Source organism: Thalassolituus sp. ST750PaO-4 (assembly GCF_020320405.1).
Lineage (GTDB): Bacteria > Pseudomonadota > Gammaproteobacteria > Pseudomonadales > Oceanobacteraceae > Venatoribacter > Venatoribacter alkanivorans.
In genome coordinates, this window is the sequence record NZ_JABVCB010000012.1 from 143,725 (window position 1) to 165,857 (window position 22,133).

Here is a 22,133-nt window from a genome sequence, read left to right on the forward strand (position 1 = left end):
TGCCTTTGCTGCAGGTTGGGCCTGAGGTTGCAGGAATCCGGCTGCTGAGGTATCGGATCGCCGTTAAAATCCGTTATACTGCCCGCCTTTTATTTCCGGCCCGCCTTCTATTTACGGCCTGTCGGCAACTTCATTGACGATTCAGATGCAGGACCAAGCGATGCGCACACATTATTGTGGTGATATCAACGAAACCTTGATCGACCAAACCGTAACCTTCTGTGGCTGGGTGCATCGTCGCCGCGACCACGGGGGCGTGATTTTCCTCGACATCCGTGACCGTGAAGGTCTGGTGCAGGTGGTGTTTGACCCTGACACTGTGGATGCTTTCAATGCCGCCGACAGCGTGCGCTCTGAGTTTGTTGTACAGATCAGTGGTCGCGTGCGTGGCCGCCCGGAAGGCACCACCAATGCCAATATGAAAACCGGTCTGATCGAAGTTCTGGGTAAAGAAATCACTATCCTGAACAAGGCCGCAACACCACCGTTCCCGCTTGATGGTTACAGCGATGTGGGTGAAGAGATTCGTCTGAAGTATCGCTTTATGGATATGCGTCGTCCGGAAATGCAGGACAAACTGCGCTTCCGTTCAAAGGTGACTTCGCATGCCCGCCGTTATCTGGAAGAGCAGGGTTTCCTCGATATTGAAACCCCGATCCTGACCCGCGCAACGCCGGAAGGTGCGCGTGATTATCTGGTACCAAGCCGTACCCATGAAGGTTCTTTCTTCGCACTGCCACAGTCCCCACAGTTGTTTAAGCAGCTGCTGATGGTTGCCGGTTTTGACCGTTACTACCAGATTGCCAAGTGTTTCCGTGACGAAGATCTGCGTGCTGACCGCCAGCCGGAATTTACCCAGATCGACGTTGAGGCTTCGTTTATTAACGAAGACGACATCATGGGTATCGCCCAGGGCATGATTAAAGAAATCTTCCAGAAAGAACTGAATGTTGATCTGGGCGACTTCCCGCGTATGCCATATTCCGAAGCGATGAACCGTTACGGTTCTGACAAGCCGGATATGCGTATTCCGATGGAAATCGTTGACGTTGCTGAATTCCTGCAGGATATCGAATTCAAAGTCTTTGCTGCTCCGGCCAAAGATCCGAAAGGCCGTGTTGCTGCACTGAAAGTACCGGGCGGCGCTGAGCTTTCCCGTAAGCAGATTGACGATTACACCAAGTACGTTGGTATTTACGGTGCCAAAGGTCTGGCCTGGATTAAGGTCAACGAAATCGAAAAAGGTGTTGAAGGCCTGCAGTCGCCGATCATCAAGTTTATCGGTGACGATAACACCATGAAGATCATGGCCAAGCTGGACGCGAAGAACGGCGATATCGTTTTCTTCGGTGCTGATAAAGCCAAGATTGTTAACGAAGCGCTGGGCGCCCTGCGTTGCAAGGTTGCTGCCGATCTGAACATGTACACCTCTGAGTGGGCGGCATTGTGGGTTGTTGATTTCCCGATGTTCGAAGAGAACGACGATGGCTCTGTAACTGCACTGCATCATCCGTTCACCGCACCAAGCTGTTCTCCGGAAGAGCTGGAAAAAGACCCGCTGAACGCGCTGTCCCGCGCTTACGATATGGTACTGAACGGCTGTGAGCTGGGTGGTGGTTCTATCCGTATTCACGATCAGAGCATGCAGCAGAGTGTATTCCGCGCGCTGGGCATTTCTGAAGAAGAGCAGCGTGAGAAATTCGGCTTCCTGCTGGATGCGCTGAAGTTTGGTGCACCACCACACGGTGGTCTGGCTTTCGGTCTGGATCGTCTGATCATGCTGATGACCGGCGCCAGCTCTATTCGTGAAGTGATTGCCTTCCCGAAAACCCAGTCAGCCGCTTGTGTGATGACTCAGGCTCCGGGTGCGGTTAATAACACCCAGCTGCGTGAGCTGCACATTAAACTGCGTGAAAAGCCAAAAGCTGCGGAATAATTCCGGCAGACTGATGGGTAAAAAAACGGGAGCGCAGGCTCCCGTTTTTTATGCTGCAAGGATATTCATATGGATAAGAAAATAAGTGCCAACCCGGCGTTGCTGTCGTTGTCGGAAGTTGCCAGTGAGGCACATTTGCGGATTCAGCAGAATTTCGCTGATATTAATCCGGTGATCGGGGTTATGCAGGGTATGCGCAGGATGGGGATTCCGGCCGACGTGATGAGTATTGATTGCTTACAGACGCGTAAACGAATTCTTATTGTGTTGCATGATAAACACCCGGGGCTGATTCAATATCAATATACATTTATTGATCAGGACCCGGGAGATGACTATCAGGCGGTAAAAAATACCGACTTTAACGCAGATGTGCTGTATCACTGGATCAGTGAATACTTTATGAAATGAGATTTCTGAGCACACCCTCTGTCTTACAATTAAGCGTAAGAGGGCGGTCGTTCAGTACATTTTTGCTTCACCGGCCGGGCGCTTTTTAAAGCGCTTATGTACCCAGAAGTACTGAGCCGGATAGTGAAGAATGGCTTTTTCCAGCTCCCTGTTCCAGGCTTCGCAGTCTTGTTGCGCATCGTTACCAAAGCCTTCCAGTTCATCACTGAATTCGTATTCGAAGTTACCATCGGCAAGACGGTGCATACGCATAAAGACCACGGCGGCGCCGCTTTCTTGCGCGATCCAGGTAGGCGTTGACAGGTTCGCGGCCTGAACGCTGAAAAAGGGAGCAAATAAATCAGACTTGCTGAAGTTCTGATCGCAACCGTACCAGGCTATGCCGCCGTCTTTCAGAAACTGAACCATGTCTTTCAGTTCGTATTTGGTAAAACCATGCACATGATGGCGGTGGCGTCCGTTGACAATCATACGGTTAATAACCGGATTGTCATGGGGGCGGTACATATAGCCGAGGGGGTAATCGCGCGCGACCCGCTCGGCGAAAATAGCCAGAATAAAATCGACGGCGGCGAAGTGGCCACCCATGATCAGTACGCCATTTCCTTTGGCGCGGGCATTAAGCAGTTTATCCAGACCAATAACCTTTGCTTTGGCCGAATAACCAGACATGTTCCGCCACCAGGGGTGGGAGGCTTCCAGCGCGCCTTTGGTCATTTCCACCATGTTTTCTTCAATCAGTGTTTCTATTTCTGCAGGGGATTTATCCGGAAAGCAGACACTCAGATTGCGGCGGCTTATGCGCGTACGGCTTTTCATTCTTTTGCTCAGCACGCGGCCGAGGTGGGCGCCCATTGCATGTTTGGTTTTAACCGGTAGCCAGGCCAGTGACCACATCAGCAGAACGATAATCCAGGCACTCCAGTATCTGGGTTTCAGCAGGGCGGGTGTAAGAGGAATCAGAGCAGATTTAATCATGTAGCGGTTGTTTTGACGGGTAAAAAAGGCGGGATTTTAAATCATTCGGAACCTGTTGCTCCATATTAATTCCGAATTTGTTTCCGGGCGAAGGGCTGTATATAAATACCGCAAAAATTTTATGGATAATATCGTACGGCCTCCCGCAGAGCGGTACGGAAGAAGGGCGATAATGCAGTGGGAGAATTGTTAAAACAAAAGCCGGCGATTACAGGAATTGCCGGCTCGCCTGATCGTGGTTCAGGGCTGAGGAACTGAACTGCTACAAATGCTCTGCCTTCTGTCCGGCTAATACGGAAAGCTGTTCATCTTTTTTCAGCCATATTTCCGTTACCCATTGCTGGATTTCCAGGCGTAAGGCATCGTCATTCTGATAATCGCCTTTGCTGAAATGCGCAGGAATCGGCAGCTCTTCAATCTGTATCACGGCGTGTTTAAAGCGCCCGCACATCATGTCCCAGAAGCTCGGAATACCTTGCGGATAATAGATGGTGACATTGGTCAGGGCGCTGAATTTATCCCCCAGTGCCTGAATAGCAAAGGCCAGACCGCCGGCCTTGGGTCTCAGCAGGTGTTTAAAGGGAGATTGCTGGTCACGGTGCTTGGCAACGGTAAAGCGTGTACCTTCGAGGAAATTCATCACACTGGTCGGTGTCAGCGAGAATTTTTCGCAGGCTTTTTGAGTTTCTTTTAAATCATCCCCGGCTTTTTCCGGATGCTTGGCCAGAAACTGTTTGGAATAGCGGCGCATAAAAGGAAAATCGAGAGCCCACCAGGCCTGACCAACAATAGGTACATAAGCCAGTTCTTTTTTAATAAAGAATTTCAGCAGCGGGACTTTGCCGTGATAAATCTGATACAGCACAAAAATATCCACCCAGCTCTGGTGGTTGGCGCTGAGCAGGTACCAGTCTTTTTTACCCTGGCGTGACAGGCCGCGGATATCCCATTGCACGCGGTGAACATGATTGAGCCACCACAGAATGCCGGCCAGCCAGAGGCTGGCGATGGCAGTAATAACAGGATTTGCCAGTTGTTGTGCCTGACGTGCTGGCAGGATGATGCGCAGCAGGATAAAGGCATAAAGAAATACACCAAGAAAAACGGTATGAATCAACAGCGCAAGCGAGCTGATGATACCTGCACAGGTAGTCAGGAAAGTGGGTTTTCCGGCGGAATGTAGTTCAGCTTTGCTCACGTTAGAGTCCGTATCCGGTGGGCGGTTAAGGGTGGTGGCTAATGTTAGATAAAGTGGCGGAGCGCGGCAATCCTATGTTGCGCTGAGGCTGTGTTGCATGCAGGACAATCTGTTGCGCGCTGCCTGTGTTGCTGTGTCAGAAGGAATCTGGGCTTTGGTCATCAATAATCCGGGCTGGAGATTGCTCAGTAAATATCTGGCTCTGTCCGTTACTGTGCGGAAAATAAGCAAGATTGATGATAACGCGCTCATAAAGCCAGTAAATAGCGTCCGGCTCTTCGACCCGGTAACGCTGTTGATAGCGGTATTGCAGCCAGCCATCCTGTAATTGCCATTGAACATAGTCACCGCTGCTGTGGCGCAGACAAATGGCACCATCCTGTTGCTGATAAAACAGAACCCGGTCCAGTTGCCAGCCCTGACTACCGACTTTTTTCAGGCGGAAACGACCATCGGGATAGCGCGAAGACTGGCGGTCGTCGCCATGAATGTCGAGGCGTAATTGCTGGCCATTACCGAGTGGAATATGCGGGAGTTGTTGTATGGATGCGATCGCGCTGCGTTCAGGCTGGCTGTGTCTGAGTGATGCGTAGGGTTCACCGCGCTGCGATTTTTCCCATTGCTGACAATGAATCTGAACCAGATATGCACCCATAATATTGTCCGTTGGCCTGGCTGGCCTGATAAGCAGCGAATGATTAAGCGCATATTAACAGAAAGTTTGGCGGGGGCAGAAAGTATGGCAGGGTTGGAGGGGCGACAAGGGCGAGGGCAACCGGGCCATAAGGCCCGGTGTGGTTTGTATTATTGGGTTGCGGCAGGCTGAGGGCTTTTCAGGGGCGAGGTCATCTTACTACAAGTCGATCTTCTGAAAGGAAGCCATAAAAAACCCGGCCTGAGCCGGGTTTTTCAGTGATCAACCGCTCGGGTTAATTACTTGTCTGACACGATAACAGCGGTCGCTGCTTTTCTGGTGTACACGTCCATCTTGTCGAAGTTCAGGTACTTGTAGATATCGGCAGACATGCTGTCCAGCTTGTTGGCGTATTCCATGTATTCTGCGGTGGTTGGCAGTTTACCCAGAATCGCACCCACAGCAGCCAGTTCCGCAGAGGTCAGGTACACGTTGGCACCATCACCCAGACGGTTCGGGAAGTTACGGGTAGAGGTAGACAGTACGGTAGTATTCGGAGCTACACGTGCCTGGTTACCCATACATAGGGAACAGCCCGGCATTTCGGTACGTACACCGGAAGTGCCATAGATGTTGAAGTAACCTTCTTCCATCAGCTGAGCTTCGTCCATCTTGGTTGGCGGAGACATCCACATGCGGGTGCTCAGACCACCTTTGTGCTGGGACAGCAGCTTACCCGCAGCGCGGAAGTGACCAATGTTGGTCATACAGGAACCGATGAAGACTTCATCCACTTTGTCGCCGGCCACTTCGGACAGGAACCTGGCATCGTCCGGGTCGTTCGGGCAGCACACGATAGGCTCTTTGATATCAGCCAGATCAATTTCGATCACGTGGGCGTATTCCGCATCTTTGTCAGCACGCATCAGAGCTGGGTTCGCCAACCAGGCTTCCATGGCTTTCGCACGACGTTCCAGAGTACGGGCGTCGCCGTAGCCTTCAGCGATCATCCAGCGCAGCATCACGATGTTGGAACGCAGATATTCCGCCACCGATTCTTCCGACAGGTTGATGGTACAGCCGGCGGCAGAACGCTCAGCAGAGGCGTCAGACAGTTCGAACGCCTGTTCAACCGTCAGGTTTTCCAGACCTTCGATCTCCAGAATACGGCCGGAGAATTCGTTGATCTTACCTTTCTTCTCAACGGTCAGGATGCCTTGCTTGATACCGTACAGCGGAATGGCGTGAACCAGATCGCGCAGGGTAATACCAGGCTGCATTTTACCCTTGAAGCGCACCAGTACAGACTCAGGCATATCCAGTGGCATAACACCGGTCGCTGCGGCGAACGCAACCAGACCAGAACCCGCCGGGAAAGAGATACCCATAGGGAAGCGGGTGTGAGAGTCACCACCGGTACCGACCGTGTCAGGCAGCAGCATGCGGTTCAGCCAGGAGTGGATGATACCGTCGCCAGGACGCAGAGCCACACCACCACGGGTCTGGATAAAGTCAGGCATGGTGTGCTGCATTTCAACGTCAATCGGCTTCGGATAAGCGGCCGTGTGACAGAACGACTGCATCACCAGATCCGCCTGGAAGCCCAGACACGCCAGGTCTTTCAGTTCGTCACGGGTCATCGGCCCCGTGGTGTCCTGAGAGCCTACAGTCGTCATTTTAGGTTCGCAGTAAGTGCCCGGACGTACGCCCTGGCCTTCTTCCAGACCACAAGCCTTACCAACCATTTTCTGCGCCAGAGTGAAGCCTTTGCTGCCTGCTTCAGGATCAACCGGCAGACGGAAAGTGTCGGCTGCGCCCAGGTTCAGAGCAGCACGGGCCTTAGTGGTCAGACCACGACCGATGATCAGCGGGATACGGCCGCCAGCCTGAACTTCGTCCAGGATGACATCGGATTTGAATTCGAATTCGGAGATAACGTCACCGGCTTCGTTCAGGATTTTGCCTTCGTATGGACGGATATCGATCACGTCACCCATGTTCATCTTGTCGACAGGGGCTTCGAATACCAGAGCGCCGGCATCTTCCATGGTATTAAAGAAGATAGGAGCCACTTTAGAACCGATACAGACACCGCCACCACGCTTGTTCGGTACGCCCGGGATGTCGTCACCGAAGAACCACAGCACCGAGTTGGTGGCAGACTTACGGGAAGAACCGGTACCGACAACGTCACCCACGAAGGCAACCGGCAGACCTTTGGCGCTGATTTCAGCAATCTGCTTCATCGGGCCGGTTACGCCGTGCTCTTCCGGCGTCAGACCGTCACGGGTCATCTTGTAAGCAGCGCGGGCGTGCAGCGGGATATCAGGACGGGACCAGGCATCCGGAGCCGGAGACAGGTCGTCGGTGTTGGTTTCGCCGGTGACTTTGAATACGGTCATCTTGATGGATTCAGCAACCTTGTTGCGCTTGGTGAACCATTCAGCGTTGGCCCAGGATTCCATCAGTTCTTTGGCAACGGCATTGCCGGCGTTCATTTTGTCCTGTACGTCGTTGAACGCATCAAACATCAGCAGGGTGTGCTTCAGTTCTTTAGCGGCCAGCGGAGCCAGTTGAGCGTTGTCCAGCAGCTCAACCAGCGTGGCGATGTTGTAGCCACCCTGCATCATACCCAGCAGCTGAATCGCCTTTTCTTTGGATACCAGCGGAGAAGTCGCTTCATCTTTGATGATGGCCGTCAGGAAGGCGGCTTTTACGTAGGCGGCTTCGTCAACACCCGGTGGAATGCGGTTTTCCAGCAGATCAACCAGAACGGTTTCTTCGCCAGCCGGTGGGTTTTTCAGCAGCTCGACCAGGGCAGCAGTCTGTTCGGCAGTCAGCGGCTTTGGTGGAATATTCAGTTCAGCACGTTCAGCGACGTGTGCGCGATAAGCTTCTAACACAGCGGTACCCTCATCGTTAACAATCAGACTCTTCACTATCCGTTCATTCATCGGGGTGAATGATAGCTCCTTGCTCTGATTCTAACAGTACAGCCGGGTTCAATACCCCAGAGACAAACGTCGATATGTGAACAGGCAAACGTCGATAATGCGCAGAGTAACGGTAGGCAGAAAGCGGTCTGCAGCGCCTTGAGAATGGCCGCTCATCACCGGCCTTAGGGGCGGGTTTGCCTGCGACAAACTTGTTGGAATTCATAGCTTGTAGGAGCGGGCTGTGCCCGCGAACACGGTTGTTAGCATTCCCTGGCCGTAGGAGCGGGCCATGCCCGCGATGCTGTGACACCTTGATACGAGCCCGAACCCAGTACTTTATACCTAGACCGTAAAAGTAAGTTTTCTGTTATTAATAACGACAGGCAGTCTGAGCAACAGGTTTATCAGTCAGAAGATCTAAAGGCGCAGAAAAACCGAATTAACCGGCGTGCGCGTTTTTCTGGGAAGTTTTTAAGGGGCAGGCGACATTTCCGAACCAGATCAACTGGTTGCAGAAGAGGCCTCGAAAAAGTCTACCCAAGTTAATGTGTGTGCACACTAATAATGCTGTTAGAAATACCGTAAAAGGGACTATTAAGTTGGAATTATTTATAAGCTGGTCGGGTGAGCAAAGTAAGAAAATCGCAGAAGCAATACGTGAATGGATTCCATGCGTAATACAGGCGGTAAAACCATACTTTACCCCTGAGGATATAAATAAGGGGCAAAGATGGAGCTCTGAAATTTCAAAAAAATTGGAGTCTTCCAAAATAGGAATAATAGTTTTAACCCCTTACAATCTAGATGCCCCATGGTTAATGTTTGAAGCAGGAGCACTTTCTAAATCTGTTGATACAGCGAGGGTGTGTCCACTTCTCTTTGGTGTTACGCCAGCAGAGGTTAAAGGCCCACTGGTTCAATTTCAGTGTTCCGGTTTCAACCGGCCTGAGGCTATGAAGTTGCTTAGATCTATAAATCATGAACTTGGCGATGAGAAGCTTGAAGACAAAACACTTAACTCCACATTCGATGTGTTTTGGCCACAATTAAATGAGAAAATTGAAAATATCCTATCAGAATCAGAGCCCCAAACAACTGCTTCTTCCTCACGGAGTGACAGAGATATATTGGAGGAAGTTCTACGCCTAACTCGAAAATCTGCATATAGTCATGTGAGAAGTGAATCTCCAAATAGACTTCCCGACTTCTTTGAAAAGAAAAAGCCCGTAACATTTGATCCTGAAACAGGAGTAATTTCTTTTTGGAGTGATAACTCTGAAGTTTATGATTTCACAATTGACAGGCTAACTTCAGGGTCAGAAGTGTTAGATTGGTTTTTGCAAGTAGGAAATAAGGGGTGGTGTACTGGAGAGCATTTAAAGGCTTTTATCGATTGCCTCGAAGAAATGACAGATCTATATTTCGAAAATAATGCACAAGGCGTGTTTTGTCCTGGCGGTGCCAATAAAGTGGTCGATTGGGATGCAGTTCTAACAAGTAAAGCCAGCGGGCGTTAAAACGCCGCTGCTTTAGGCGTTATAAATCCCGAGCTTGCGCCGGTTCCCCCTGAAACAGCTCTCTCATTCCCAAAGTATTCTGCGGAAGATTACATTCAGACCTGAAAAAAACCGGCTCCTCTTGCGAGTGCCGGTTTTGTCTGGCTACTCAGTCAAACTGTCTGGTTGAACCAGCGTGTCTGACTAAGTGAGCAGTACCTGTTTCAGCTGTTGTTAGCTATTGGCCGCGATAATATCCCGCAATACCATTGGCAGAATGCCTTTGTGGCGAATCTGCTCAAGCTCCGAAGAGGTATCAACACGAGACAACAGCTTGTGCTGTTCAGTCGAGCCGTCTTTACGCTTGATCGTCAGTGTCACAGAACCCCGTGGTGTCAGGCTATCAATGCCGGCCAGATCGAAGGTTTCTGAGCCATCAAGGTTCAGCGAGCCCAGCGTCACGCCTTCCGGCAGTTGCAGTGGCAGTACGCCCATGCCCACCAGGTTGGACTTGTGAATACGCTCAAAGCTTTCAGCGATGATGGCTTTTACACCCAGCAGCGCCGGGCCTTTGGCCGCCCAGTCGCGTGACGAGCCAGTGCCGTACAGCTTGCCGCCGAATACCACCGACGGCGTGCCTTCCTGCTGGTAGCGGGAGGCAGCGCCGTAGATCGACATCTTTTCCGCGTCGCCGTTGGCGTTGTAGTAATTGGTGACCGCACCTGTGGTGCCCGGCAGCATCAGGTTTCTGGCTTTTACGTTGCCGAAGATACTGCGCAGCATCACGTGGTGGTTACCACGGCGCGCACCCAGCGAGGTCAGGTCGTTGGCGTCAACGCCGATCGACATCAGGTACTCACCCGGTGCTGAATCCGGGCGGATACGGCTCACAGGCGAGATATGGTCGGTGGTGGTGTTGTCATCACACATCACCAGCATACGGGCGTTGCTGATGTTATTCAGTGAATCTTGCGGAGTTTCCAGCGCGAAGCCATCAAAGAACGAAATCTCCTGAATGTAGCTCGACTTCTCGTCCCACTGATACACAGGGCCGGTCGGTGATTCGAGCTTCTGCCAGCTCTCCGGGCCAGCGAGTGAGTTTTCGTAGGTTTCGCGGAAGGCTTTAGGGTCCATGCACTCGTGCATGGTTTGCGTAATTTCCGCGTTGCTCGGCCAGATATCTTTCAGGAATACGTCATTGCCCTGAGCGTCCTGGCCCAGCGGTTCTTTAGTCACGTCGATATTTACATTGCCGGCGATTGCCATGGCAACAACTAAAGGAGGAGACATCAGGAAGTTGGTATCAACGTCCGGGTGCACACGGCCTTCAAAGTTACGGTTACCCGACAGCACGGAGGACACAATAATGTCGTGGTCGCGCAGCGCGGCTTCAATGCTTGGTGCCAGTGGGCCAGAGTTACCGACACAAGTCGTACAGCCATAGCCTGCAGTGTTAAAGCCGAGGGCATCGAGGTGCTCCTGCAATCCGGCTTTGGTTAAAAAGTCGGTCGCTACCGGTGAGCCGGGTGCCATCGAGGTTTTTACGCCGTCCGGCACTTTCATGCCCAGCTGGTTGGCTTTTTTCGCCAGCAGGCCGGCGGCAATCAACAGACCCGGGTTAGAGGTGTTGGTACAGGCGGTAATCGCCGCGATCACAATATCGCCGTCTTTTAAGGTGCGCTCAGGCAGTGACTGGAAGATACCGGCTTCGTCGGCCTTAACCGGCGTGACGGTCACTTCTTCAGGGGTACGATTGCCTGCAGTGGCGGCTTGCTGGAATACCTTGCCGATATCGCCCAGCGGCAGACGGTCCTGTGGGCGTTTTGGCCCGGCAACCGACGGCTCAACGGTGGATAAATCCAGATGCAGCAAATCGGTGTAGCGCGGCAGTTTCTGGCCCGCTTTCCACGCCATGTTCTGCGCCTGGTAATACGCCAGTGGCAGGTCGCCATCGCGGCCGGTGGCTTTCATATAGTCGGCGGCGATTTCATCAAACGGGAAGAAGCCCATGGTGGCGCCGTATTCCGGCGACATGTTGGCGATGGTTGCGCGGTCTGGAAGAGACAGATTAGCGCTGCCTTCACCCACGTATTCCACGAATTTACCAACCACTCCGCGCGGGTATTTGCGCAGCATTTCGGTGATGGTCAGTACCAGGTCGGTGGCGGTAACGCCTTCGCGCAGTGCGCCGGTCAGCTCAACACCAATTACTTCCGGTGCCAGCATTTCCATCGGCTGGCCCAGCATAGAAGCGCCGGCCTCAATACCGCCCACACCCCAGCCAACAATACCCAGCGCGTTGGCCATTGGCGTGTGGCTGTCCATACCGATCAGCGTATCTGGGATCATCAGGTCATCTTGTTCTAAATAACCTTGCGCCAGATATTCCAGGTTCACCTGATGCACGATGCCGGTTTGCGGCGGAATAATGCGGATGGTGTTAAACGCCTGCGCGCCCCATTTCAGGAAGGCATAACGTTCTTTGTTACGGGCAGCCTCCAGCTCGCTGTTAATGCGCAGCGACGCCGGGCTGCCGGTGTTATCCATGGTGACCGTGTGGTCGATTACCAGATCCGCACGCACCAGAGGTTCAATGATCGCAGGGTTCAGACCCATGCGCTGTACCGCCGAACGCATCGCCGCAAAATCGACGATGGCAGGGGTACCACTCAGATCGTGCATGATCACCCGACCGGCGGTGAAGGGAATTTCTACCGGCTCTTTACCCTGATGCTCAGGCCAGTTACCCAGCGCCTGCAGTTGCTCAACCGTGATGCCATTTTTGCCGACATTACGCGCAATGCCTTCAAGGATAGGACGCAGAGAAAACGGCAGTTCATCCAGATTGATGCCGAAGCGTTCTGCGGTTTCTGGCAGGCTGTGAAAACGATGAGACGTGCCTGGCAGAGTCTTAACCGAGCTTGAAGGGTCGAAATTGGTAGGTGATGTCATGCTGGATTCCTGGCAGGTTGTTGAGTGCAGGGGTGGCAGAAGCCTGAATTGTCAGCAATTTTAGCGATATGAAGGGCTAAAGCAAGGTTTTTGACTGACGCTTTAGTAGGATTGTATACAATCTTAGATTTGGCAGTGCATCAAAGGCCACAAGAGTGGGTCTGCTGACAGAAATTGTCAGCAGGGAAATTAACGACACAAAGTTCAAGAACTTCTGCTCAATCTGTAACATAGCCCTTGATATTTACACTGATCCCTGAGGCATAAGCGGGAAGCACTCCTTCTTCTGTGGTTCCCCAGCTTGCAGTTGACGAGCCCCGTACCGCTCCTCCGTTATTTACACCATCATTTTCCAAAATAACAAAAGATACAGCTTGATCACTATTACGTTTATTTTGAATAGACAGCCAATAACTTCCCGGATCAAGCTGGGTTTCCAATGGAGATTCCAGGTTATAAACAGTACCTTGTTCAAGAGAGAAATATTTTGAAGGGGAGACGGTAATATCTGTAGTAAATACTAACTCGTCAGGCACAAGAACACCGTTATAAATATTAATGGTAAAATCTTGATTCGAAATAGTTGGGAAATACATGGAGGGTTCCCAGAGAGAAACGCCTGTCCAGGCAATTTCAGTTAATATAGCACCATATTCAAGCTCAAAATATTGTGCGACTTCCTGTCCGTCGGAGATACTTTTTGCATATGACACCTGCCATTGTGCATTTTGTATGTTATCAAGAACCAATACAGGCTCACCATACAGCGTCTCCGGATCTGGGATATCCGTCGTTAATGATATTGAAATCTGCTCTGCATTATATTGGTAATAGTAATAATCAAGCGTGCGCCCAAAGTTAGTGTGGACAAAATCCCCAATGGGTTCACCTTGAGACCATAACCCTTCAATAGCAACGGCCTCAGCAGGAGCAGTAACACGAGCAGTGTTATAATAAGACGAATAAAATACGGCCACAAGGTTGGTTCCATCTGCTTCATTTATCGTCCAGTCAATACCTCTGTATGAATCAAGAATAACAATCAAATCCCCAGCACCTGACGGCAGATTTACTTGAACGTCAGCATATTCTGTGTCGCTTTCATAAACTTTTATATAGAGTATTTTTTCATTGCCTGAGAAATTCTCAGTCACGTAACTGCTTAAAGAGCTTAACGGCATTGGCCTTTCGGAAGAAAAATTCAAATCCAGTGTCGCGGAAAAATAATGGCTATGATAATCAACTTCGAAGTGATGAATACCCTTTCCTAAAATCAGAGGAACGGTTGGATTGCAGTCCTTCATACGCTGTACAACCTCGCCATCAATGCTAAATGAGAGATCTGCATGAGACAGATCAAAGTCTGCATAAATAACCGCACTATCACTCGTTACATTGATATCACCTTGCCATTTCACATTTAACTTTTCTGCCGGAACGCCTTCGAATTCACTACGTAGAATATCAAGGCGGGTATCTTCAATATCAAATTCAGTTATATAGGTTCGTAAAATAGATGGATCTGATCCATTCGTCCCCTCAGCTAACCAAGAGTTAGGATTTTCATCTTCCTCTGAGAAATACACCGCATGCAGATTTTCTATCTCAAACTCACTGGAAGGTAGGGGCTCAGGAAGCTCTTGTTGCTTGCACACATCGGGATAATCGATGTCATTAATCACAAACGAGGTGTCTTCTGTATTTTTTTCTGAAGAACCTCCACCTGAACCAGATCCTCCTCCACAGGCAAATAACGTTAGTGTGAAAAATAAAAGGAAAAAAACTCTGATGATCATTAATGCTACTTCCTTTGTAAAAAGTAAGAGATAGGTCGGCGATTTAGCGGTCAGATTATACTTCTCAGTATTAGTGTAACCCTCCCCGAATTAGTACCATTCATTACTAGAGTATTTCCGGGGAGGGAGGCAATGACGATACTATTTGAGTATTGCGAATCCATTTGCTCCCCAACCAAGCTGAATCAGGTTTTGGCTGGAGTCATAATCTGCATCACTACTCTCGTAATTTATCCCTCTGGTTAGGCGAATAGAGAAGTATTTGGCACCTTTGTAGTGGTACAGATATTCGAAAGAAGGTGCGATTGATGTGGAGTAGTTTGCTTCTTCTTCACACGTGTCTTTGATAGAGCACCGCACTTTAGAATAAAGATTTGTTGTAAGGCCAATACCTGCGTGGTGCTTTCCATCATCAGAAATAACACCGGCAAAAGCATCGATGGGAAATTCAAGTAAGGATACACGTCCGGTATTCTGGCCATCAGAATAGGTTTTATACTCATCGTAGCCTCCTCTTAAGCCAATGCGTCCCTTCAGGTAATACCGTTCAGCGATACTGGTGCCCATTCCACCAATCAGATAAACACCGCTGCCTGCTTCGTATTGATAGTCACTGTCTGGTTGTGCGCCTATCTTGCTGCCACCACCGGAAAAACCAAGTTCAATGTTGATACCACTCTTGTCAGCATTGGTATAGCTTGCAATAAAAACTGTAGTTACTAATAGGGAGAGTTTCTTCAGGCTCATTGGCTCGAGGTCCATTCGAGGTTGCATTATTGTCCGCTGGGTAGAGTACTAAAAACGGACGGAGTTTTCAGCTTTCTGACAATAAAAAACCGGCCCCTCTTGCGAGTGCCGGTTTTTTATTCGATCGCGTTTTGTTTCAACAGAAGCCGATCAGTTCAGTGAGCTGCATAAGCTGATTTTAAACCCGCCTAAATCCGCTCTTCGTCATTGATCTTTTGTGCTTAGAAGTCGTTCTTTACAGAACCTCAAAACCCAATCGTTCATTCTGGCTTAGCGCATTGGCTGAGCTTAGCCCGCTGCCTGAGCCTGAAGGTCAGGGCAGTGGGCTAATTCCCGCAAAAGCTTAGATAGCTTTCAGAGGGATGGCTGGACGAGCCAGGTCTTCAGACGGCGGAGCGAAAGAAGTCAGGTTGATACCTTCAACCGCTGCTTTGTACTCTTCCAGAGTCGGGAAACGACCCAGGATAGTAGACAGAACAACCATTGGGGTAGAACCCAGCAGAGATTCACCTTTCTTCTCGGCGCTGTCTTCTACAACACGGCCCTGGAACAGACGGGTAGAGGTCGCCAGAACGGTGTCACCGGCTTCTGCTTTTTCCTGGTTACCCATACACAGGTTACATCCAGGACGCTCCAGGTACAGCTGGTTTTCGTACTTGGTACGGGCCGCTTCTTTTGGATGTGCATCATCGAAAATGAAGCCAGCGTATTTCGCCAGAATGTCCCAGTCGCCTTCGGCTTTCAGCTCGTCAACGATGTTGTACGTTGGTGGCGCTACAACCAGCGGTGCCTTGAAGGTGATAGGGCCGTTCTTTTCCAGGTTACGCAGCATGGCAGCGATGATCTGCATGTCACCTTTGTGAACCATACAAGAACCAACGAAGCCCAGATCCACTTTACGGCCATCGTAGTAAGAAGCCGGACGGATTACGTCGTGGGTGTAACGCTTGGATACGTCTTCGTTATTTACGTCCGGGTCAGCAATCATCGGCTCGTCGATGGCGTCCAGGTCAACCACAACTTCGGCGTAGTACTTGGCGTTGTCGTCCGGAGCCAGAGCTGGCTCTTCACCAGACTGGATGCCGGCAATACGCTTGTCAGCCAGGTCGATCAGACCTTTCAGCATGCCAGCTTCGTTGTCCATGCCTTTGTTGATCATGATCTGGATACGGGACTTGGCCAGTTCCAGAGACTTGATCAGGGTGTCATCGGTAGAAATACAGATAGAAGCTTTCGCTTTCATTTCTGCAGTCCAGTCGGTGAAGGTGAAGGCCTGGTCAGCCAGCAGGGTACCGATCTGTACTTCGATTACACGACCCTGGAATACGTTTTCGCCGTTGAACTGCTTCAGCATCTGCGCCTGAGTGGCGTGTACGATGTCACGGAAGTCCATGTGCGGCTTCATCTGGCCTTTGAAGGTTACCTTCACAGACTCAGGGATCGGCATCGCTGCTTCACCAGTTGCCAGTGCGATAGCAACGGTACCGGAGTCAGCACCGAACGCGACACCTTTGGACATACGGGTGTGAGAGTCACCACCGATGATGATCGCGCGGTCGTCCACAGTAATGTCGTTCAGTACTTTGTGGATTACGTCGGTCATGGAGTGGTAAACGCCTTTCGGGTCACGTGCAGTGATTACACCGAATGCGTTCATGAAGGCCATCAGCTTAGGCGTGTTGGCCTTGGCTTTGTTGTCCCATACAGAGGCAGTGTGACAGCCAGACTGGAAGGCACCATCAACGCTTGGAGAAATGGTCGCAGCTGCCATGGATTCCAGTTCCTGACAGGTCATAGGACCAGTAGTGTCCTGAGAACCTACGATGTTCACTTTAACGCGAACGTCAGAACCGGCATGCAGCGGGGTCTTGGACTTAACGCCTACGGCATTGCGGTTGAAGATTTTTTCAACAGCGGTCAGGCCCTGACCTTCGTGAGAGATTTCTTTAGAAGAGGCGTAAACAACCGGTGCTTCGATGCCCAGAGTTTCAGCGGCGAAGGTCTGGATTTTCTTACCGAAGGTTACCGCGTAAGAACCACCGGCTTTCATGAATTCCACTTTTTGTGGGGTGAAAGCAGATGCTACGTCGACCAGTACATTGCCTTCGCTGTCCAGCAGCTTCTTGGCTTTGGTGTCGATGGTCAGAACGGTGCCGGTCTTAACAGAGTAGGCTTCTTCCAGTACCGGATCGCCGTTGGCGTCACGTACGATGTTGCCGTTTTCGTCTTTCTTCTGTACCCAGTTTTTCAGGTCCAGACCGATACCGCCGGTTACGCCAACAGTAGTCAGGAAGATAGGGGCGATACCGTTAGTACCGGCAACCACAGGACGGTTGTTAACGAACGGGATGTAAGGGGAGGTTTTTTCACCGGCCCACAGTGCCACGTTGTTTACACCGGACATACGGGAAGAACCCACGCCCATGGTGCCTTTCTCAGCGATCAGCATGATTTTAGCGTCTGGGTTTTCTTCGCCCATTTTTTTGATTTCTTGCTGAGCTTCAGGAGAAATCATGCACAGGCCGTGCAGTTCACGGTCAGCACGGGAGTGAGACTGGTTGCCCGGAGACAGCAGGTCGGTAGAGATATCGCCTTCAGCAGCGATGTAGGTGATAACCTTAATTTTCTCTGGGATATCGTCCAGCTTGGTGAAGAATTCTGCTTTCGCGTAGCTTTCCAGAATGTCTTTAGCAATGGCGTTGCCAGCTTTGAAAGCGTCAGCCAGACGGCTGGTGTCGGCTTCGTACAGGAATACCTGAGACTTCAGAACTTCGCCGGCAGCGGCGTTGTTAGCGTCGTCAGACAGAGCGATGTCCAGCAGGGCTTCAACAGAAGGGCCGCCTTTCATGTGAGACAGTTGCTCTAACGCGAATTCCGGAGTGATTTCAGCAACGGTTTCTGCACCGGTTACGATGTCTTTCAGGAATTTAGCTTTAACACCAGCGGCAGGGGTAGTACCTGGCAGGGTGTTGTAGATGAAGAAGTTCAGAGAGGCTTCACGCTCTGCATTGCCGGTATCTTTGATCTGGGCAATGATTTCAGACAGCAGTTCTGCGCTATCGATTGGTTTTGGGTGTAAACCCAGCTCGTTCTTACGAACCTCAATTTCTTTCAGATATTCTGAATACAGACTCATTAGCGACCCTCTCAAAGCCTCAGTTGCAACGTATGGGCACTTTAGTCAGCAACGAGGGATTGTATGTCGTTCTGACTAAGTACCATTAAGTAAGAAGGCAGTTTCCTGAACAGACGATCAGCCTATACAGGGAGCTACCCTTTCTATAATGGCGCGGAGTATACCGGAATTATGGCGTCAGGCGCATTAGTCCCCCTGATGTGCATTATTCATAGAAGTTATGTGTGTCAGGTCCGATATTTTCCCGGTTTATCAGTGTATCCGGACGGCGGCGGATCTGATCGTCGGGGGCTTTCTGTGGTTTCTTTTTGCTGTTTTTGTGTGTTGTTGGATGTGCATTGGCGGGGGAAATACAGTTTAGCCGCGACCTTTGTGGCAGCTCTGGTTATCCTGAATTTTGTTGTCCTGAATTTGGCACAAAAGGCCTGCTCCGGGCCATTGAGCAACAGGTATAGTCAGTAAAAACAATAAGCCCGGCCTCAGCCGGCTATTCAGCAGCCAGAACAACAGCCAGGAAAACAGCATGACTATTCAGACGCACAAACGCACCTGCAGCCTGTGTGAGGCTACCTGCGGTATCGAAATCCGTTACGACGATAAAACCGGTGATATCGAGTCCATCAAAGGGGACAAGTCTGATCCGTTCAGTCGTGGCTATATTTGCCCGAAGGCCACCGCACTGCAGGATCTGCATAACGATCCTGACCGCTTGCGCAAGCCGCTGAAAAAAACCGCCTCTGGCTGGCAGGAAATTTCCTGGTCACAGGCGCTGAATGAAGCAGCAGAAGGTTTCCGCCGCATTCAGGCAGAGCACGGACGTGATGCGGTGGGCAGTTATCTTGGCAATCCCAATGTTCACAATTACGGCAATATGATTTTTGGCCCGTTGCTGCTCAAACAGCTGGGCTCGAAGAACAAATTCTCCGCGACCTCGGTTGATCAGCTGCCGCACCATATGGCCAGTTTGCATATGTTTGGCCATCAGCTGCAGATTCCGGTGCCGGATATTGACCGTACCGATTTTCTGATCGTCATGGGCGGTAATCCGCTGGCGTCAAACGGCAGCCTGATGACGGCGCCGGATATTAAAAACCGCCTGAAAGCCATCCATGAACGTGGTGGTAAAATTCTGGTGATCGACCCGCGCCGCAGCGAGACGGCTGGCGTTGCTGATGAGCACTGGTTTATCCGCCCGGGGCAGGATGTGTTGCTGTTGCTGTCGCTGCTCTATGTTTTTACCCATGAGCTGAGTGCACAGCTGCCGGCGCTGCCGGAGTATATCGACAGTGCCGATTTGGCCGGACTGTGTGCGGCGTATGCGCCGGAAAATACCGCTGCACGCACTGGTATTGACGCCGCTCAGGTGCGGGCGCTGGCGGCGCAGTGGCTGCAGGCAAAGTCGGCGGTCTGTTATGGCCGTATGGGGGTGTCGGTACAGCAGTACGGTGGTTTGTGTCAGTGGCTGATCAATGTACTGAACATTGTCAGTGGCAATTTTGACCGCGAAGGCGGAGCGATGTTTACCTCACCGGCGGTGGATATTGTTGGCATTACCGCCGCGCAGGGCGGGCGCGGACACTTTGACCGCTACCGTTCGCGGGTACGGAATCTGCCGGAATTTGGTGGCGAGCTGCCGGTGGCGGTGCTGGCCGAAGAAATCCTGACGCCGGGCAAAGGGCAGATCCGTGCCATGCTGACGGTGGCCGGTAATCCGTTGCTGTCTACGCCCAACAGCCGCCAGCTTGAACGTGCCTTTGAATCTCTCGATTTTATGGTGTCGGTGGATTATTTCCTCAATGAAACCAGCCGTCATGCCGACCTGATTCTGCCGCCGTGCGGCCCGCTGGAGCGTGATCATTACGATGTGATCTTCAACGCACTGGCAGTGCGCAATGTGGCCAAATACTCGACGGCTTTGTTTAAACCCAAAGCCGGCGTGCTGCAGGACTGGCAGATTCTGCTCGAACTCACTAAACGACTGAACCGCGGCGATCTTAAAAAGCTCCTGATCAACCGCCTGACCTGGGCGGTGATGGGCTGGCTTAAGCCTGAAGGCGTGCTGAATAAGATGCTGAAAAGCGGCAAGAGCGGGCTCGACCTTAATGCCCTGAAGAAGCAGCCCGAAGGTATTGATCTTGGTGCGCTGCAGCCGGTGATGCCAAAGCGGCTGTTTACCCGCGATAAGCGCCTGAACCTGACCCCTGATGTGTACCTGAAGGCTCTGGCGGAGGTTGCCTCTGAGTTGCAGCAGCCGTTGCTGACGGGCGATCAGTTGTTGCTGATTGGCCGCCGTCATATCCGCTCTAACAACTCCTGGCTGCATAACAGTCAGCGCCTGGTGAAGGGTAAAAGCCGCTGCACGCTGATACTGAATCCGGCGGATGCGGAGCGACTGGGTATCGCCGATGGCGTCAGCGTACGGGTCAGCTCCCGTGTCGCCGAGCTGGAGGTGGTGGCCGAGGTCAGCGATGAACTGATGCCCGGTGTGGTCAGTATTCCCCATGGCTGGGGGCATGACGTGCCCGGTATCCGTCTGCGTCAGGCACAACAGGTGGCCGGAGTTAACACCAATGACCTGACCGATGATCAGCTGCTGGATGGCCTGACCGGTAACGCGGCACTGAATGGTGTGGCGGTTACATTAACGGCTGTGGCCTGAGATCAGTACTCCATGAGTTGTGGCAATTGTCATTCTTGATGGCAATTGCCACAATGGCGCCTTCCTGTTGAAAAGAGCGGACCCCAGTGCACATAGTTGCGGACGAAAACATTCCCCTGTTAAACGAATTCTTTGCAGATTTTGGCGAGATCACTCTGGTTGAAGGGCGCAGTATGACGGCGGCGGATGTCGCAGACGCCGACATTCTGCTGGTGCGTTCTGTTACCCGGGTGGATGCGCAGTTGCTGGCCGGCAGCAAAGTAAAATTTGTCGGCACTGCGACCATCGGCACCGATCATATTGATCAGGATTATCTGCAGGAAGCCGGAATCGGTTTCAAAAGCGCACCGGGCTGCAATGCGCAGGCGGTGGTCGATTATGTGCTGAGCGCGCTCAGTGTGTTGGTGGACGAGCGCGGTATCGGCTTTACCGATGTCAGTGTCGGCATTGTCGGTGTGGGAAATGTGGGTCTGCTGCTGCGTCGCCGTCTGGAAGAGATGGGCGTGACCGTACTGGCGGTTGATCCGTTCAAAGACCCGGAAGAGGTGGGTGAGCTGGTTACGCTGGACGAAGCCCTGCAGGCCGATGTGGTAACACTGCATACGCCGCTGACCCGTGATGGCGAACATCCGACCTGGCACCTGATTGATAAGCAGCGTCTGGCGCAGATGAAGCCGGATGCCAGTCTGATCAACGCCGGTCGTGGTGCGGTGGTCGATAACGCCGCATTACTCGAACATATGCAGAATAACCGCGATTTTGAGGCGATTCTGGATGTCTGGGAAAATGAGCCTGAGCTGGATCTGAATCTGATGCACCGTTGTCTGCTGGCAACACCGCACATCGCCGGCTACTCGCTGGACGGCAAAATGCGTGGCACTGAATATGTGTATCAGGGGTTGTGTGAGTTTTTCGGCTTGCCGGTACGGCGCAAACTGGCGCAGTTTTTACCTGAGCCGGGTGTTAAGCGTGTAAATTTCTCCGATCAGGTGCCGGTTCATCAGGCATTGCGCACCGCCATTCGTGCGGCGTATGAAATCCGTGTTGATGACGGTGTAATGCGTACGGCGATGAAGCGCTCGGATAACCTCAAGGCAACCTTCGATCATTTGCGCAAACATTATCCGCTGCGCCGTGATATTCCGACCTTGCGTGTTGGTGTTCCGGCCAAGTGCCATGACCTGCACGAAGCCTTAAGTGCCGCAGGTTTTGATGTGCGCACGAAATAAATTGGCTGCAGAGCTCGCATAAAAA

13 protein-coding genes are annotated in these 22,133 nt (G+C 51.6%); 5 read left to right on the plus strand and 8 right to left on the minus strand.

Going from position 1 to position 22,133, the window contains the following annotated elements; genetic code table 11:
• The first annotated feature begins 160 nt into the window (after positions 1-160).
• Both aspS and HUF18_RS13770 read left to right on the plus strand, forming a co-directional pair.
• Positions 161-1,936 carry an aspartate--tRNA ligase gene (gene aspS / locus HUF18_RS13765; RefSeq protein ID WP_145468394.1) on the plus strand — a complete coding sequence of 592 codons (1,776 nt, stop codon included), beginning with the start codon at positions 161-163 and terminating at the stop codon, positions 1,934-1,936.
• A gap of 69 nt (positions 1,937-2,005) precedes the next feature.
• Entirely contained in the window at positions 2,006-2,347 is a 342-nt protein-coding gene (locus HUF18_RS13770) for a hypothetical protein (RefSeq protein WP_225692603.1), read from the plus strand.
• 51 nt (positions 2,348-2,398) lie between these two features.
• On the opposite strand, the gene HUF18_RS13775 is transcribed toward HUF18_RS13770, so the two are convergent.
• The 4 genes from HUF18_RS13775 to acnB all read right to left on the minus strand — a co-directional run bounded on the left by HUF18_RS13775 (position 2,399) and on the right by acnB (position 8,060).
• Entirely contained in the window at positions 2,399-3,325 is a 927-nt protein-coding gene (locus tag HUF18_RS13775; RefSeq protein ID WP_225692604.1) for a lysophospholipid acyltransferase family protein, read from the minus strand.
• Between the two features lie 262 nt (positions 3,326-3,587).
• On the minus strand, positions 3,588-4,523 hold the full coding sequence (locus HUF18_RS13780; protein WP_225692605.1) for an acyltransferase: 936 nt from the start codon (positions 4,521-4,523) through the stop codon (positions 3,588-3,590).
• Positions 4,524-4,659: 136 nt separating this feature from the next.
• The gene (locus HUF18_RS13785) at positions 4,660-5,178 is read right to left on the minus strand and encodes a hypothetical protein (protein ID WP_145468402.1); all 519 of its coding nucleotides are present in this window, start codon (positions 5,176-5,178) and stop codon (positions 4,660-4,662) included.
• 278 nt (positions 5,179-5,456) lie between these two features.
• On the minus strand, positions 5,457-8,060 hold the full coding sequence (gene acnB, locus HUF18_RS13790; RefSeq protein WP_225692807.1) for a bifunctional aconitate hydratase 2/2-methylisocitrate dehydratase: 2,604 nt from the start codon (positions 8,058-8,060) through the stop codon (positions 5,457-5,459).
• 632 nt (positions 8,061-8,692) lie between these two features.
• On the opposite strand from acnB, the gene HUF18_RS13795 reads away from it, so the two are divergent.
• Positions 8,693-9,610 (plus strand): TIR domain-containing protein, encoded by a 918-nt coding sequence (locus HUF18_RS13795; RefSeq protein ID WP_225692606.1) that lies wholly within the window; start codon positions 8,693-8,695, stop codon positions 9,608-9,610.
• Between the two features lie 213 nt (positions 9,611-9,823).
• Here the strand turns inward: HUF18_RS13795 and acnA are convergent, their stop codons facing one another.
• The 4 genes from acnA to HUF18_RS13815 all read right to left on the minus strand — a co-directional run bounded on the left by acnA (position 9,824) and on the right by HUF18_RS13815 (position 18,220).
• Positions 9,824-12,541 (minus strand): aconitate hydratase AcnA, encoded by a 2,718-nt coding sequence (gene acnA, locus HUF18_RS13800; protein WP_225692607.1) that lies wholly within the window; start codon positions 12,539-12,541, stop codon positions 9,824-9,826.
• A 218-nt stretch (positions 12,542-12,759) separates the two neighbouring features.
• A complete protein-coding gene (locus tag HUF18_RS13805; protein ID WP_225692608.1) occupies positions 12,760-14,337 on the minus strand; it encodes a hypothetical protein in 1,578 nt (525 codons plus the stop codon).
• Positions 14,338-14,478: 141 nt separating this feature from the next.
• Positions 14,479-15,084 carry a hypothetical protein gene (locus HUF18_RS13810; protein WP_225692609.1) on the minus strand — a complete coding sequence of 202 codons (606 nt, stop codon included), beginning with the start codon at positions 15,082-15,084 and terminating at the stop codon, positions 14,479-14,481.
• Positions 15,085-15,427: 343 nt separating this feature from the next.
• A complete protein-coding gene (locus HUF18_RS13815) occupies positions 15,428-18,220 on the minus strand; it encodes a bifunctional aconitate hydratase 2/2-methylisocitrate dehydratase (RefSeq protein ID WP_225692610.1) in 2,793 nt (930 codons plus the stop codon).
• Between the two features lie 523 nt (positions 18,221-18,743).
• Here HUF18_RS13815 and HUF18_RS13820 point away from each other — a divergent pair.
• Both HUF18_RS13820 and pdxB read left to right on the plus strand, forming a co-directional pair.
• On the plus strand, positions 18,744-20,879 hold the full coding sequence (locus HUF18_RS13820; RefSeq protein WP_225692611.1) for a molybdopterin oxidoreductase family protein: 2,136 nt from the start codon (positions 18,744-18,746) through the stop codon (positions 20,877-20,879).
• An 86-nt stretch (positions 20,880-20,965) separates the two neighbouring features.
• Positions 20,966-22,108 (plus strand): 4-phosphoerythronate dehydrogenase PdxB, encoded by a 1,143-nt coding sequence (gene pdxB, locus HUF18_RS13825; protein ID WP_225692612.1) that lies wholly within the window; start codon positions 20,966-20,968, stop codon positions 22,106-22,108.
• Positions 22,109-22,133: the final 25 nt, after the last annotated feature.

Coding starts and splice junctions, on each gene's coding strand:
- HUF18_RS13785 (WP_145468402.1), bottom strand. CDS start 5,178: ATGGGTGCATATCTGGTTCAGATTCATTGTCAGCAATGGGAAAAATCG.
- HUF18_RS13770 (WP_225692603.1), top strand. CDS start 2,006: ATGGATAAGAAAATAAGTGCCAACCCGGCGTTGCTGTCGTTGTCGGAA.
- HUF18_RS13805 (WP_225692608.1), bottom strand. CDS start 14,337: ATGATCATCAGAGTTTTTTTCCTTTTATTTTTCACACTAACGTTATTT.
- HUF18_RS13815 (WP_225692610.1), bottom strand. CDS start 18,220: ATGAGTCTGTATTCAGAATATCTGAAAGAAATTGAGGTTCGTAAGAAC.
- aspS (WP_145468394.1), top strand. CDS start 161: ATGCGCACACATTATTGTGGTGATATCAACGAAACCTTGATCGACCAA.
- HUF18_RS13775 (WP_225692604.1), bottom strand. CDS start 3,325: ATGATTAAATCTGCTCTGATTCCTCTTACACCCGCCCTGCTGAAACCC.
- HUF18_RS13810 (WP_225692609.1), bottom strand. CDS start 15,084: ATGAGCCTGAAGAAACTCTCCCTATTAGTAACTACAGTTTTTATTGCA.
- HUF18_RS13820 (WP_225692611.1), top strand. CDS start 18,744: ATGACTATTCAGACGCACAAACGCACCTGCAGCCTGTGTGAGGCTACC.
- acnA (WP_225692607.1), bottom strand. CDS start 12,541: ATGACATCACCTACCAATTTCGACCCTTCAAGCTCGGTTAAGACTCTG.